At 56.2% G+C, this 15,195-nt stretch carries 10 protein-coding genes; 4 read left to right on the forward strand and 6 right to left on the reverse strand.

What is annotated here, in order from left to right; all coding sequences use genetic code 11:
- Position 1 precedes the first annotated feature (1 nt).
- Together FKG94_RS08155 and FKG94_RS08160 are read right to left on the reverse strand one after the other, a co-directional pair.
- Entirely contained in the window at positions 2–2,326 is a 2,325-nt protein-coding gene (locus tag FKG94_RS08155; RefSeq protein ID WP_179957547.1) for an alpha-galactosidase, read from the reverse strand.
- Positions 2,327–2,502: 176 nt separating this feature from the next.
- Entirely contained in the window at positions 2,503–5,511 is a 3,009-nt protein-coding gene (locus FKG94_RS08160; protein ID WP_142903705.1) for a TonB-dependent receptor, read from the reverse strand.
- A 1,158-nt stretch (positions 5,512–6,669) separates the two neighbouring features.
- On the opposite strand from FKG94_RS08160, the gene FKG94_RS08165 reads away from it, so the two are divergent.
- On the forward strand, positions 6,670–7,530 hold the full coding sequence (locus FKG94_RS08165) for an MBL fold metallo-hydrolase (RefSeq protein ID WP_179957548.1): 861 nt from the start codon (positions 6,670–6,672) through the stop codon (positions 7,528–7,530).
- Between the two features lie 207 nt (positions 7,531–7,737).
- Here FKG94_RS08165 and FKG94_RS08170 read toward each other — a convergent pair whose 3' ends face one another.
- Positions 7,738–8,499, reverse strand: coding sequence for a class II aldolase/adducin family protein (locus tag FKG94_RS08170; RefSeq protein ID WP_142903767.1), 762 nt, complete (start codon positions 8,497–8,499; stop codon positions 7,738–7,740).
- 167 nt (positions 8,500–8,666) lie between these two features.
- On the opposite strand from FKG94_RS08170, the gene FKG94_RS08175 reads away from it, so the two are divergent.
- On the forward strand, positions 8,667–9,251 hold the full coding sequence (locus tag FKG94_RS08175; RefSeq protein ID WP_142903707.1) for a Crp/Fnr family transcriptional regulator: 585 nt from the start codon (positions 8,667–8,669) through the stop codon (positions 9,249–9,251).
- A 119-nt stretch (positions 9,252–9,370) separates the two neighbouring features.
- On the opposite strand, the gene FKG94_RS08180 is transcribed toward FKG94_RS08175, so the two are convergent.
- Entirely contained in the window at positions 9,371–9,898 is a 528-nt protein-coding gene (locus FKG94_RS08180) for a winged helix-turn-helix transcriptional regulator (RefSeq protein ID WP_142903708.1), read from the reverse strand.
- Positions 9,899–10,120: 222 nt separating this feature from the next.
- On the opposite strand from FKG94_RS08180, the gene FKG94_RS08185 reads away from it, so the two are divergent.
- Both FKG94_RS08185 and FKG94_RS08190 read left to right on the forward strand, forming a co-directional pair.
- The gene (locus FKG94_RS08185) at positions 10,121–10,864 is read left to right on the forward strand and encodes an SDR family NAD(P)-dependent oxidoreductase (protein WP_142903709.1); all 744 of its coding nucleotides are present in this window, start codon (positions 10,121–10,123) and stop codon (positions 10,862–10,864) included.
- Between the two features lie 20 nt (positions 10,865–10,884).
- Entirely contained in the window at positions 10,885–11,502 is a 618-nt protein-coding gene (locus FKG94_RS08190) for a 2-hydroxychromene-2-carboxylate isomerase (protein ID WP_142903710.1), read from the forward strand.
- On the opposite strand, the gene FKG94_RS08195 is transcribed toward FKG94_RS08190, so the two are convergent.
- The gene (locus FKG94_RS08195; RefSeq protein WP_142903711.1) at positions 11,499–12,836 is read right to left on the reverse strand and encodes a DUF418 domain-containing protein; all 1,338 of its coding nucleotides are present in this window, start codon (positions 12,834–12,836) and stop codon (positions 11,499–11,501) included. The genes FKG94_RS08190 and FKG94_RS08195 overlap by 4 nt on opposite strands.
- Before the next feature lie 523 nt (positions 12,837–13,359).
- The gene (gene glmS / locus FKG94_RS08200) at positions 13,360–15,189 is read right to left on the reverse strand and encodes a glutamine--fructose-6-phosphate transaminase (isomerizing) (RefSeq protein WP_142903712.1); all 1,830 of its coding nucleotides are present in this window, start codon (positions 15,187–15,189) and stop codon (positions 13,360–13,362) included.
- Between the last annotated feature and the right edge of the window lie 6 nt (positions 15,190–15,195).

Below are 15,195 nucleotides of genomic sequence, written 5' to 3' on the forward strand. Positions count from 1 at the left end.
CCTAACCGGAATCGGGATTCAGCACCTGCGCCAGCCGGTAGCGGTAGAGCACGTAGCTGTGCTTATCGGGTAACTGAAAATTGACCCGTCCTTCAGCATCGACACGCCCCTCGAAAGACATGCCGCGACCCAGCAGGCGTTCAAACCGCACCTGCGCACCGGGTGGCAGCCAGGTGACCAACGGCTGTTGGGAACGGCGGTGGCGCTCCCGCAAAACCAACAGGTAGCCGCTGCGGTCATCAACAATAGATTGAAAGCCGGTCCACTGGCGGCCATTGGGTTCGCGACCCAGCGGGAAAATCTGGCCGCTGTGAATACCGGCCTGCAGCTGGCGATAGCGCTTGATGGTGGTGCCGTAGCGGCGGGCCACCGGCGGCAACCCGGTGGCTTCGAAAAACGCCAGCGGTTGCGCCATCATGGTGACTGCAAAGGCGTATTCAAAGCCGACCCGGGCCGGTGCAAACGGGTCTTCCTCGCCATATTTGTCGGCATTGCGGTAGATATTGAGAAACTCGATTTGCAGTTGTTGCGGCGGCACATAGCGGGCCAGTTGCCAGAGGTTGCGCAGGGTGCGGTAGGGGTAGTAGTTGGCCCAGTCGGTGTAGCGGTTTTGCAAAAACAAATTGCCGTAGCGGGTGAGGTAATGATAACCGGGCCGGCGCCCGGCAGTCACATCCAGGTTGACCACAATATCGCCCCCACTCGCCTCACTGACCCGCTGCAGCAAATGCCTTAGGTTGGTGTCGGCGGTTTTATCGGGCACTTCGATACCGTCGATCTTGAACACCCGAATGCCGTGCTCGCGGTAGAGACCGAGCAGGATATCGGCGTCGCGGCGCCATTTGGCGAAGCTGTTGGCAGCGCTCGGATTAAACCACAGGCCGAGTTCCATATTGTGTGCCCGGGCCGCGCTCACAACCGGGCCCAGGCCGCGGGGAAAGCGCTGCGGGTGCGGTCGCCAGCTCTCGGTGCGCCAGTCCTCCCACAGGCTGCCGCTGCGATCGGCGGAGTTTTTCGATAACCCCGCCTGCCAGCCGTCGTCCAGCTGCAATACCGAGACGCCAAGCGCCGCACCCGCCTCCAGTTCCGCCAGGGCAAAAGCCTCGCCCAGGCGCGCATCGCGATTGCGGTCGCCCCAGGTATTCATAACGACCATGCTATCGCGTTGCGCCCGGTAGCGGCGCCGCCGGTCCTGGTAGGTGCGCAATGCCTGCAACAGCGACAGCTCATCGTCATCGGCCACCCCCACCACCGCGCCGTAAGTCGGCAGCCACGCCGACGGCGTCAACAGCGCCGGGTCGAGACCGGTGCCGGCCACGCGGATATCACCGGCCTGCAACGCAAAATCGTAACCTGGATAGGCGAGCTGATCGGCGCCGGCAGGGGATTGTTTCAGCACCCAAACCTGGCCTGCACCGCTCAGATCGCGCAGTGCCAGCAGGTTGCCGCCGGTTTGTTGCGGTTGCCGGTAAGGGAGCAGGTGCCGGTGTTGAACCAGGTTATCGTTGTGATCCGTGGCCGCGGTAAAGCTGACGATCCGGGCCTGCCAGTGCGGTCCCTGTAGTTGTAGACGCTCCAGCACCGGCTCGACGGCGGCGACTGCTGTTATGGGTGTCTTGATTGCTGTCTTGATAGCTGCAGTGGGTGTCTCGATAGCTGTTATGGGTGTCTTGATAGCTGCGATGGGTGTCTCGATAGCAGTGATGGATGTCTTGTTAGCTGCGATGGGTGTCTCGATAGCAGCGGTGGTGGGTGTCTCGATAGCAGCGATGGGTGTCTCGATAGCAGTGGTGGGTGTCTCGATAGCAGTGGTGGTGGGTGTCTCGATAGGAGCCATCTCGATAGGAGCCCGCGGCGGCGCGGCGGCGGCTGGTGCCGCCCACTGATCGGCCGCCCCGCGCAGTTCCAGATGGCAACCGATGGCCGGGGTGTCGGGAAACACCTGGCAGACCCGCCGCACCTGCAGGCCCGTCGCCACACTCGTGACCACCACGCGCAGATGCGCCGGTTGCAGCGATGAGGCCGCTACCTGTTCGACCTCAAGCCGGCTGCGCCAGTCCAGCGCCGGCAGGCCCGGATCAAAGTCCGGTGCAGTGCCCGCCAGCGGCCAACTGCGCCGGCGCTGGCGGTCGCGCAAAAGAATCGACACCAGATGACCGTCATTCCAGCGAAAATGTCGCTCGAGGCGACTGTTCCGCAATATCAGGGTGTCGTCTTTGAGGCTGACAAGGCAATCCCGGAAGCGTTCGTCGACAGCGGCCGGCGGCACCGCCAAGACTGTTGCCGATACCAACAACAAAGCGCAGAGCAGGAGGGAGTGCAACACTATTAAAGGCCTCAATGTCATGGTCCTGACGGACCCGCTAGTAAGAGTCAACAAGTGAAGTGCAGAGTCGCTGTCCAATAGGCTCGAACAGCAGAGTCTGCGTCAACACGATTATTCGCGCTCCGATCGCACTGACAAGTGCTCGGCCAACAATTGCGCTCCGGGCCACGGCAATGTCACCACCGCACTGTCACACCAAGTTGGTAGGTGCGTCCGTAGTCCTCGATGCGCTCGAAATATCGCCTGCTGCCGTCGCCGCGAAATACCTGCTGGTCTCTTTCCTCGGTCAGGTTGATCAGATCGATGTAGAAGCCGTAGTTGTCATTGAGGCGGTATTTGATCCCAATATCCCAGGACAAGTGTTCAGCACGGATAACGTCCTCCTCAGGATCGCTGGCAATATCGGTGAGCTGTTCGTCGCGATAGGTCCAGGACGAGCGGACGGTCCAGGCCTCGTTCTCCCAACCGAGCGCCAGGTTACCCACTAAATCGGCCTGGTCGGGCAGGGGCAGGTCGCCGCTGCCGCCGCGCGCATCGCGTAACAATTGGCCGGGATCGGCCTCGCTGTCACTCCAGGTGGCATTGCTCTCGATAAAGAAACCGGAAGCCAGCGCGTGGGCATAGGTCAATTCGATGCCGTAAACCTCGGCGGTGCCGCCGTTCAGGGTTATATTGACTTCGTCAAAACCGCCGTCGGCGCCGATCCTGCCGGTGCCCACCGGTAAGCCCAACACGGTAACATCCTCGCCATCAAAGCGTGCATCGATAAAGAAGTTATCCAGCTCTTTGTAGAAAAAACCGGCCGAGAGCAACGTCTGCGGGGTAGGGTACCAGGCCACTGACGCGTCGAACTGGAGCGCCTCCAAAGGATCGAGATCGGGGTTGCCAACTTCTACCTCCCGCTCAAATGAGTTCTCATCATCGACTTCCTGCTGGTCGCTCAATATATCGCGCAAGGGCACCGTATCATTGAAGGCCGGGCGTTGGATTGCCGTGGTCAAGGCGGTACGCACGACGACGTCTTCTCGCGGTTCATAACGCAGGTGCACACCGGGCAACACATTGGTGTAATCACGTTTAGCCTGCCTGGCGATCGGGTCGCGGGTTTCGTCTTCGAGCTCGGAATCATCGTCGCGCTCAACACGCTCAACCTCAAACGCATCGCCCTGCCAATCGGTCTGCTCGACGCGCACACCGGCGGTGAGGCGCCATTTTTCGGTGAGATCGACTTTAGTCATAACATAGGCCGCCAATACGTCCTCTTCAGCCACATAGTCGCGGCGCGTCAGGTTGGCGATGGTCGTAATCGGGTTGGCGGAGGCTTCGGTGGCCGGAATCAGCGAGCGAAACAACGATTCAGCGGCGCCCAGGGTCGGGAAAAATTCAAAGCCGGCGCGGCTCCGATTGGGAGAAAAAGTGGAGATATCCGCCAAGGTGAAAAACTCGTCCGCATCCGGGTCGAGACCGAGCGCCTCGGCAACATCGTCGTCGCCGTTCAACTCCGCGGCGCGGGTGCGGTCGACGTCTTTTTCGCGCGTTTTATATTTCATGCCGAATTTGATAGTGCCGGAGGTCGCGCCAAAATTCACGGCACGGGTGAAATCCAGATTGTAGGCTGTGATCTCATCGCTGCGCTCATCGCCGATCACCAGGATTTGATCGAGCCGGAAGGCGTCCGGTCGCAACGGGTCCCTGTCGCCATTGCCTTCGCCTTGCACAAAGCTGATATCGTAATCCCTCTCCCCAATTGCGAAGGTGGTGATGGTGTCGCGGACTCTGAACTGGCCGCGGATGCCATCGGGCAGCTCATACTCGTTTTTTGAATGACTGGCACCATACTCGACAGTCCAGCGATCAAATGTATTCTTACCACCGAGGGCAAAGGTGGTAACTTCGTTTTCTTTATCCTGGAAAAAGATTCGCTTTTCTATATCAACATCGGCAAAGGTACCGGTGCCGGCACCAACCTCCAGCAATTCATCATCGTCTCTGGCATCGTCCAGGTCCCAATTTTGCTGAATACGGATGTCGTTGTCCTGCAGGTTGGTGTTGGTAAAGTGCAGATGATATTCGCTGGTGTCGTTGGGACGGTAATCGAAATTTAAAGTAAAGCCACGCCGCTCGCGAGTGCCCACCTCAACTCTGGGGTCGAGTTCGCCGGGTACGAGAAAGGCAGGATTTTCGTCACTGTCGGCAGTGGATACGCTGCGCAGCTCGTTGTCGGTGCGCAGGTCATCGAGCTGTATATCCCGGTCGAACCAGTTGGCGGCCAGCGCTACACCCAACTCCCCGCCGTTTTCACCGAGTTGGAATATATTGGTGAAACGGCCCGATACTTTCGGGCTGGTTTCGCCGGCGATATCATTGTGGCTGCCTTCGAGGCGCAGGTCGGCAAAAAAACCGCCGCGATCGAAGGCCGAGAGGCTCTTTAACTCGATCGCACCGCCGATAATATCACCGTCCATATCGGCGGTGCGTGATTTGCTGACCTCGATAGATTCCAGTAGGTCGGACGGAACCACGTCCAGTGATACCGAGCGCGAACCACCTTGGTCACTAAAACCAAAACCGTCTCCGCCGCCACCTACCTGCACACCATTGATGGTGACGTTGTTGAAATCGGGCGACAGACCTCGCACGCTGACAAAGCGCCCCTCACCCTCATTGCGCTGCACCGTCAGCCCCGGCAGTCGTTGCAGCGACTCGGCGATATTCTGGTCGGCCAACTGGCCCAGCGCATCGGCGCTGACCACTGTTTTGAAGTTGTCGGCGGCGCGCTCCTTATTGCGGGCTATCCGCGATCCCGCCAGGGTGCCAACCACCATCACCTCTTCGATGTCACGGTTGCTTCCATCACCCGCTCCACCGAAGCGGATGATGGCCTGTGCAGTTTGGCCGCCGCTGACCACTACAGTGTGGCTTTCACTGCCGACCCCCAGGTAATCCACGATCAGAGTGTAGTTGCCGTCCGGCACCACAGGCATTCTAAAACGCCCGTCACTGCCGGTGGTGGTCTCCAGCGAGAGCTCCCGCAATTTAACGACAGCGCCTTTAAGTGGGTACTCACTACCTTCATAAACCACCTGCCCGGCGATACCGCCGTCCTGGGCTTGTATCGGATTCGATAGCAGCAGCGTTGTGGTTATAGCGGAAGCGAGGACAGACGGAGTGGTGAGCTTCTTCATGATATTCCCCCCGAGATCGACAATGATCTCTGATCATCATGCCGAACGAAACGGCGTCTTAAATAATAAGGTTCTTTTTATGCCACTACAGATCGAAAGCAGCCCGACCAGACAGTGTGGTTATCTGACCAACCTTACCACTACCAATATCGGTCTTACCAGTATTTTTCATATTTATCATATTAAAAGTACCTTATATCCGCTTTTTTGAAGACTTTGGAATCCAGATGGGGTGAAACAATAGAAATAGCGGGATGATGCTACTGATATCAGGCGGAAATCGACCTTACCGATTCCATATAGCCAGCTTACCGGTTTATGACTACTGATTTGTGACAGTCGATGTTTCTCTGATCCGTTAGTGCCAGAGCATGGGCGAAGTAGTCTAGCTGTGGGTGTCTGGATAATTCTGTGTCTGGATAATTCTGGGTGTTTGGATAATTCTGTAACTTGGGTGTCTACATAACGGTGGGTGTCTCGATAACGTCTGATAACGTCGTCTCGATAACGTCTGGATAACGCCGTAACTTGGGTGTCTAGATAACGTCCAGATAACGGTGCTACTAACATTGGTGTCCAGATAGTCCTCGATAGTGGACCGCTAACATGGGTGTCCAGATAGTGCTGGGTGTCTGGATAATTCTGTAACTTGGGTGTCTACATAACGGTGTACATAACGGTGGGTGTCTCGATAACGTCTGATAACGTCGTCTCGATAACGTCTGGATAACGCCGTAACTTGGGTGTCTAGATAACGTCCAGATAACGGTGCTACTAACATTGGTGTCCAGATAGTCCGATAGTGGACCGCTAACATGGGTGTCCAGATAGTGGTGACATGGGTGTCCAAGATGGGTGTCCAGATAGTGGTCCTAACATGGGTGTCCAGATAGTGCAGTCCAGATAGTGCAGATAGTGGTGACATGGGTGTCTAGATAGTGGACCTTGATTAAAAAGGTCCGCCTCTGACCAGGGCTTTCAGAAACTTTCAACAGCAGGGACGCTTTCTAGACCATCAAAAGTAGGCGCTCCAAGCGAAACCAGACGCCGGAAGCAAGTGCCAATATGTACCGGTAGTGCAATATAGGTCTCCAGCTGAGATAGCTGCGCAGACAGCATGCTATGCTGGCGACTCACAGGCTGGGGCGGCAGAGGCTTATGGACATATGGCAGGTTGGTGAGGTCAAGATTACCCGCGTAGTGGAACAGGTCGAAATCACCGACGGTCGCTTTGTTATTCAGCAGGCAGCACCGGAAAACGTTAAACCCCACACCTGGCTGCAACCCCATTACGCCGATGACCAGGGCCGGCTGGTGTTTTCCATCCACGCATTCGTGGTGGAATCGGAAGACTGCCTGATCGTCGTCGATACCTGTGTCGGCAACTTCAAAAATCGAGACATTCCCAACTGGCACCAGCTGCAAACCACCTTTATGGAAGATTTCATCGCCGCCGGTTTTGATCCGCTGGCAGTGGATAAGGTGTTGTGCACCCACCTGCACGACGACCACGTAGGCTGGAATACGCAACTTGTCGACGGCCGCTGGGTACCGACCTTTGCCAACGCCAAATACCTACTGGCCCAACAGGAATGGCAGGCCTGGCACCGGCGCGACGGGTTCGAGGAAATACTGTCGGACTCTGTCCGCCCAATAATCGACGCCGGTCTGATGGAGTTTATCGAGCCGCCCCATGCCGTAACCGGCGAGGTAAAACTGGTGCCAACTCCCGGCCACACACCCGGCCATGTCAGCGTGGAGATAGCGTCCGGCAACGCTCGCGCCGTGATCACCGGCGATATCATGCACAACCCGGTACAGTGCGCGGAACCCGATTGGCAGGGCAGCGCTGACCGCGACCCCGACCGGGCCCGCAGCACCCGCCACCAGTTACTGGAACAATGGTGCAACGCCGGGGTATTGGTGCTGGGCACTCACTTTCCCACTCCCACCGGCGGCCGGGTGATCCGCGCCGCAGAGCACTGGCGCTTTGACCCCGCCAACCCGGATCGGCCCTGACAGCTCACCATGAAAGTCACTAACCTGCTGCTGCGCGGCGCCAGCCTCGGTCTGATGTTTGTACTTCACCTGGTGGGACCGCTGGATGGGTACTGAGCACAAAGACTACAAGTTGAAATTCAGATTGGCGGCGGTGCCGGCCCTTTCGCTGGAGCCGGCACGGCAGGCAGGCGGGTGACGGTGCCACCCGCAAGGTCGATGCGATATTCAGTCAAACAAGTCCGGCTGCTCGGCGGTGATAACGTTGTAAAGCGGCTGGAAACTAAACCAGCCGGCTAAATGACTGCCGACGGTTTCATAGGTCTTCGCCGCATGATCCGGATCGATCAGCTTCGGCGTACCGGCGGCCTCCGCCAGCAGTTGCGCCTGGCAACTGCGCTCCATGGTGATATACCACCAGGCCGCCGCATCGACGGTTTCAGCCACGGTCAACAGGCCGTGATTGCGCAAAATGGCGGCCTTGGCATTGCCCAGGGCGTTGACGATGCGCTCACCCTCGGACTCGTCCAGCACTACGCCGGTATAGTCGTCAAACAGGCCGTGATCCTGGTAAAACGCGCAGGCATCCTGGGTAATCGGATCCAGTAGTCGCCCCAGCGCCGACCAGGCCTTGCCGTAGACCGAATGGCTGTGAGCGGCGGCCACAACGTCGGGGCGGGCTTTGTGAATATGGCCGTGGATGGTGAAAGCGGCGCCGTTGAGCAGGCCGTTACCCTCCACCACCTCACCCTTGTGGCTGACCAGCAGCAGGTCCGAGACCTTTATCTGCTTGAAGGATACACCCATCGGGTTGACCCAGAAGTGATCGGTATGCTCCGGATCACGAACGGTAATATGCCCGGCGACCCCCTCGTCAAAGCCGAATTTACCAAACAGCCGGTAGGCTGCCGCCAAGCGCTGTTTGCGCTCCAGGCGCTCTTCCTCGTGGGTCTTGACGGGGGCCGTCATGCTGTCGATATCATGGTTCATCACAATTGCATTGTCAGTATCTGCCACGGTAGTCTCCTCGATCTGTCGCTGCTGTTACTCGTTTTATTTCGCCCCCACCGGTCAGTTGCCACTCGATCGCGGCAACCTTACTATGGGGTTATCTCTGACCCGAACTGCCAGGCCTCATCTTCATCTCAGGATTGCCTATGACTCCTGCCGGCACCGCCATCCACCAGTTTCTGGCCCGCTGGGACATCCATAACCCAGCCCTGGTCGAGGCACTGGTTGATTGCGCAAAACCGGCCAGTTACGAGAAAGCCTCGGTTATCCTGCGCGCCGGCGACCCCGCCACCCATGTGGGCATCATCCGGCGGGGCCTGGTCCGCTATTACTATAGTAGCGCCGACGGCAAATTCTGGAACAAGGCCTTTTACACCGAGGGCGACCTCATAACAGCCGCCAGCGCCGGCCTGACCAACAGCCCTTCACCATTCACCATCGAGGCCCTCGAGCCCACCGATATCGTCTTAATGCCCTATGACAGGCTGGCTGAACTGCAACAGTCGTTTGCGGAACTCGGCGAGCTGGTTGCCAGAATGATCACTCACGCTTTTATCCGCAACGAGCGGCGCGAGGCCATGCTGTTGACCAAGAACGCCGAACAGCGTTTTCAGCGGCTGCTCACCGAGGAGGCGCATCTTTTCAGACGGGTACCCCAGTTCCACCTGGCGTCCTATATCGGTATTGACGCGGTATCGCTGTCACGCATCAAACGGAAGCTGGAGAACTGATCCCAGAGCTATGGTCACCTGTGAGGGGAGGGAGGTGCATTAACAAATGTTAATGCTCGCCCCTGACGGGGGAAAAGGTCAAAACAATATCCGTCGTTGTAGCAATCGTGTATCCACGCTTATTTTGCACCCGCTTTCGGCACCTGCGGTGCACCTGTTGCAGCGCCGGGATTCAGGTCCCCCCGCGCCAGTTTGCGGGCGATGCCGGGGCCGATCACCGCCGTCACCGCGCGCGGGTCGAGAGGCTCCCCGCACTCGGAACAGCCCATCACGCTGTGCATGATCTGTCCGCAATTCTTGTGGATATGCTGTATCGGCGCGCCGTCACCGTCGTCAAGCCAGCGGTCGCCCCAGTGTGCCAGGCCGAGGATAACCGGGTAGAGCGCTCTACCCATTTCACTCAAGCGGTATTCGTGACGCTGCGGTTTTTCCTGGTAGGGCACCCTGTCCAGAATGCCCTGATCCACCAGCCGGCGCAGGCGGTCTGACAAACGGTGGCGGGTGATACCCAGACTTTTCTGAAATCCGTCAAACCGGCGCACTCCCACAAAGCAATCCCTGATAATCAGGAGTGTCCAGCGATCGCCGACCACCGCCAGGGCACGGGCCACTGAACACACCTGGCTGTCAATTTCACTCCAGCGCATAGCTTTCTCGCATTCTGTATTTCGGCAACCTCATTTCAAAACCCTCATTTCGGCAACTCCAGCGAAGGCCGGCCGAGTTCTTGTCCCAGGCTGAAATCCGCCCACGCAGGCGAGTATAGCTTTACAAGTTCCAATTTGACACTTATAGTAAGTTCCAAATTGGCACTCATAAAAGGCCCGCCCCATTAGCAGGGCCTCATAAATCTCAAAGTGGACACAGTTATGTCCGGTCAACCTGAAAACCCCTCGCCGGTAGCCCTGGTAATGGGTACCGGAGATGCTATCGGCGCAGCCATCGCCCGCCGCTTCGCTGGCGCCGGCTACATTGTGTGTATGGCACGCCGCAACGGCGACAAGCTCAGCCCCCTGGTAGCGCAAATGAGAGAGCAAGGCTGGCTGGCTCATATCTTTAGTTGCGACGCCCGCAAAGAGGAGCAGGTGCAAAGCCTGTTTGCCACCATCGAGGAAACACTGGGTGCCCTGGAGGTGGTGGTGTTTAATATCGGCGCCAATGTGCCCATGGGTATTTTGGAAACCTCGAGCCGCAAGTTTTTCAAGATCTGGGAAATGGCCTGCTTCGCTGGTTTTCTCACCGGGCGGGAGGCAAGCCGTTATATGGCCCGGCGGGGCAGGGGCACCATCATCTTCACCGGTGCTACTGCCAGCGTCAAAGGCTCCGCCGGTTTCGCCGCCTTTGCCAGCGCTAAGCACGGCCTGCGCGCCCTGGCCCAGAGCATGGCCCGGGAGTTGGGTCCGCGCAACATACACGTCGCCCACGTAGTGATAGACGCGGCGGTGGAAACCGATTGGATACGGCAGAACCACCCGGACTATGAGAAGCTGGCGGCCAGAGACGGTATTGTGCAGCCCGACGATCTGGCGGAAAACTATCTGATGTTACATCGACAACCCCGCAACGCCTGGACTTTCGAACTCGACTGCCGGCCCTGGGTGGAAAAGTGGTAACCCCTATTTGAGGAATTGTTATGTCTGTTAACCTGGATTTCTACTTTGACTTCGCCAGTCCCAATGCTTACTTCGCCTATATGGCGGCGTCGCAGATAGAAGCACGCACGGGTGTGCCCTTCAATTATATCCCCGTGCTGCTCGGCGGCATCTTCAAGGCCACCAACAACCAGCCGCCGATGATGGCGTTTGCCGATGTCAAAAACAAGCTGGACTACGAGCGCATTGAAATAGAGCGTTTTATCACTCGGTACAAGCTCACTGCGTTTACCTTCAATAGCCACTTTCCGGTTAACACCTTGCAAGTTATGCGCGGCGCTACTGCAGCCCTGATCGACGGAATTCTGCCCGCTTATATGGAAGCGGTGTTTCGGCATATGTGGGAGGAATCCCGGAAGATGGATGACCCGGAGACGATCCTCACGGCATTGAATGAGGCGGGTCTGGACGGTGAGCAGTTGGTGCAGCGTATGCAGGACGCAGAGGTAAAGCAGGCGCTGAAGGACAACACCGCCGCCGCGGTGGAGCGGGGAGCGTTTGGTATTCCGACGTTTTTCGTCAACGACGAGATATATTTTGGCAAGGACCGACTGCGGGATGTGGAAGAAAGGGTTTTGTCGTTGCAGGCAGCATCCTAAACAGGCGGTGTAATGGATCTATCCAACCGCATAGGTTGTGCCTGCCAGTCAGTCAACGAGCGCCACACCCATTCCAAGGGTCCATAGCGGTACCGGCGTAGCCACCAATGACTAAAGGCCACCTGGGCTGAAAATAAAACAATGATAAAACCAAGCTGCGAAATAACAGTAACATCAACCATCAGACCCAGGCCATGGCCGTAGAATACCCAGGTGCCAATAAGCGATTGCAACAAGTAATGGGTCAGTGCCATCCGCCCTACAGGCGCCAGCCAACGCAACAAGCATTTGCCACTACCAAGCATCGCCAGGCTGATGATAGCGATATACATCAGGGCAAAGCATAGCCCCGCTCCAGACTTTCCAAGGTTTATAGCGAAACTCCAAAACGTGCCCACCTGGGGTGGCATATTGATCATGGCCCAGACAAATAAACAGTTAAACATCATTCCTGTAATGAACCCTGCTATCGCTATTTTCTTAAACAGCCCCCGGTTTTTATCCGCCACGCTTATCAGGCGTTGTCTGCCAAAGTAGGCACCAAACAGAAATAAACCTAATACGAACATGTTGAAGGATGGTTGCCACAGCTTTTCGGGCAGTAAGTCGATACGATAGGCCAGTGCTTCAGAGTAGCTTTGTGTGGCGAACATATTGTGTTGGCTGGCTTTTTTCGCCGCCTTTTCTTTTATGGTTTCCGGCAGTTTTGCCTTTTCCCAAGCGTCGATAAATTGCTGCTCGTCTTCAGTTAAGGTATGGCCAGCCTCGTACTTCGTAATTGTCTGCGCCTCTAGATAGGCTTTGCCACCTTTAACGGCATGGGGTCCAAAAAGAATTAAGCAAGCGGCCACAATAATCGACCATCTCGGCACTTTGTTTTTGCCGGTAAAGCGTTTGTAGACGTTATCTAAAGGTTGCTTCAACAGATACAGTACCAGTAGAACCAGTCCTGCCAGTGCATAGTTTTTAAGAATATCTCCGTTCCAAATCAAGGCGAAGTGTATAAGTGCGATAAGAAACAGGACAATCATTCGCTTTGTAGATCTCAACACAAAGCTCTCGCCACGTTGCTCCGCCGAGGCCAGTTGCATGGCAAATCCCAAACCAAACAGAAAGGCAAATAAAGAGTAAAATTTACCCTGTACAAAAATTAGTTTGAGCAGCTCAAAGCCGTACTCGAAGGGTCCGATTTCCTGCCAGGATACGTCAAACCAATTAACAGGGTGCGCGAAGACAAAAACATTAACAGACATAATGCCGAACAGAGCAAATCCCCGTAGTACATCCAACGTTTCTAACCGCTCGGGGACGGTAGGTGTAATGGCTTGCGACATTAGGATAGGCACATGAGAGATAAACCATGATGTTATAACATAACAAAATACCTCTCAACACCGGCGGGTACAGCGTTACCTACAATTCATGCCCGCAGGTCAGAAGTCATGACAAGTCCTCTTGTCGCCATTTATTCCTCGGCTTATTACGCCAGCCTGGAACAACAACCCCAGAGCCAAAAAATACCGGCAATACTCGGGGTTAATATGCCCGGCCCTTCGAAGTGAAAATCATGAATATCATCGTATGCACTAAATTCCTTCAGATATGTCTCGATCTTCCAGTATCCACCAGGCAACACCTGCAGGAGCCGGTTGGTTCATGCCTTTGGCATGAATACTCAACACTTTTCGCGTAGCTTTAAGATATGAAAACGCTTTTGGAAACGAAAGCCCCATGGTTGGATCGGGAATAACCCACTCTAATGCTGTCCATGTCTCAAACTTATAATCACAAACTCTTACCCCTCAACTAATTTATAGAGGGTCCTGAAATCCTTCTTTATAGGCATCGCAACAGCGCCTACTCCACCGTCACTGACTTCGCCAGATTTCGCGGTTGATCGACATCGGTACCTTTTAAAATAGCGACGTGATAGGACAGTAACTGTAGCGGTAAGGTATAAATCAGCGGCGCCAGGCTGTCGGGTACGTGGGGGATGTTGATAACGGTGGTGTTGTCGTCGCTGCTGAATCCCGCATCTTTATCGGCAAACACAAACAGTTCACCACCGCGTGCCTGCACCTCCTCCAGATTGGACTTCAGCTTCTCCAGCAACTGGTTGCTCGGCGCCACTACCACGACCGGCATATCGCTGTCCACCAGCGCCAGGGGGCCGTGCTTGAGTTCGCCGGCGGGGTAGGATTCGGCGTGAATATAGGAAATCTCCTTGAGTTTAAGTGCGCCTTCCATAGCTACAGGGTATTGAACGCCGCGCCCCAGGAACAGGGCGTGATGTTTGTCGGCAAAAGCTTCGCTGACTTTCTCGATAGTTTTATCCAACTCCAATACCATTTCACACAGCTTCGGCATCTGGTGCAGCGCTTCGATCAATTCCTGTTCCCTGTCCGCAGTCAGGTCATGACGCCGACCCAGTACGATGGTCAGCAACTGCAGGGCGGTCAACTGCGTGGTGAACGCCTTGGTGGAGGCCACACCGATTTCCGGCCCGGCATTGGTCATCAAAGCCAGGTCGGATTCCCTGACCAGGGAGCTGTTGGGAACGTTGCAAATGGTCAGGCCGGCGATATACCCGGATTCCTTCGCCAGGCGCAACGCCGCCAGGGTATCGGCGGTCTCGCCCGATTGGGAAATGGTGACGAACAGGGTATCGGGGGACACGACAAATCGACGATAGCGATACTCGCTGGCCACTTCGATACTACAGGCAATGCCGGCCCATTCCTCCAGCCAGTATTTGGCCACCAGGCCGGCGTGGTAACTGGTACCGCAGGCGACAATCTGCACTGCCCGGGTGCGGTCGAAAATCGCCTTGGCCTCGGTGCCGAACGCTTCCTCCAGCACGGCGGTTTTACCGATGCGACCCTGCAGAGTGTTGCCAATCACTTTCGGCTGCTCGAAGATTTCCTTCTGCATATAATGGCGGTATTCACCTTTATCCGCAGCTTCATCGGCATCGGTAATACGGGAAATTTTTCTGACGACTCTGTTTTTATCTTTATCCAGAATCGTTACACCATTGGTGGTTACCTCGACCAGATCGCCTTCTTCCAGGAAGATAAAGCGGTCGGTTACCTGCCGCAAAGCCATCTGGTCCGAGGCGATAAAGTTTTCTTCGATACCCACACCCACCACCAGTGGGCTGCCGCTGCGGGCGCCGATCAGGCGGTCGGGATCATCGGCGCTGATAACCCCCAGCGCATAGGCACCTTCAAACTGTTCCGTAGCAGCCACTACCGCATCAAACAGATCTTTACCGCCTGACACCAAATCGTTAATCAGGTGCACTATGACTTCGGTATCGGTTTCGGAAACGAAGGTTGCGCCCTTGGCGATCAACTGTTCGCGAATTTCCTGATAGTTTTCGATAATGCCGTTGTGAACCACGGCGATATTGGCAGACGTATGCGGGTGGGCGTTGGCCTGGGTGGGTTTGCCGTGGGTGGCCCAGCGGGTGTGGGCAATACCGATCTGACCGGTCGCCGGCTCAGCGGCAATTGCCTCTTCGAGTCCGGCCACCTTACCGACGGTTTTGCGCAATTGCAGTTGTTGATCACTGTCGAGCAGCGCAACACCGGCGGAATCGTAACCGCGATATTCCAAACGCTTGAGACCTTCAACCAATATTCCCAGCACATTGCGTTGTGCTGCTGCGCCAACGATACCACACATAAAAAA

The organism is Exilibacterium tricleocarpae (assembly GCF_007004655.1).
GTDB classification, from domain to species: Bacteria; Pseudomonadota; Gammaproteobacteria; order Pseudomonadales; family Cellvibrionaceae; genus Exilibacterium; species Exilibacterium tricleocarpae.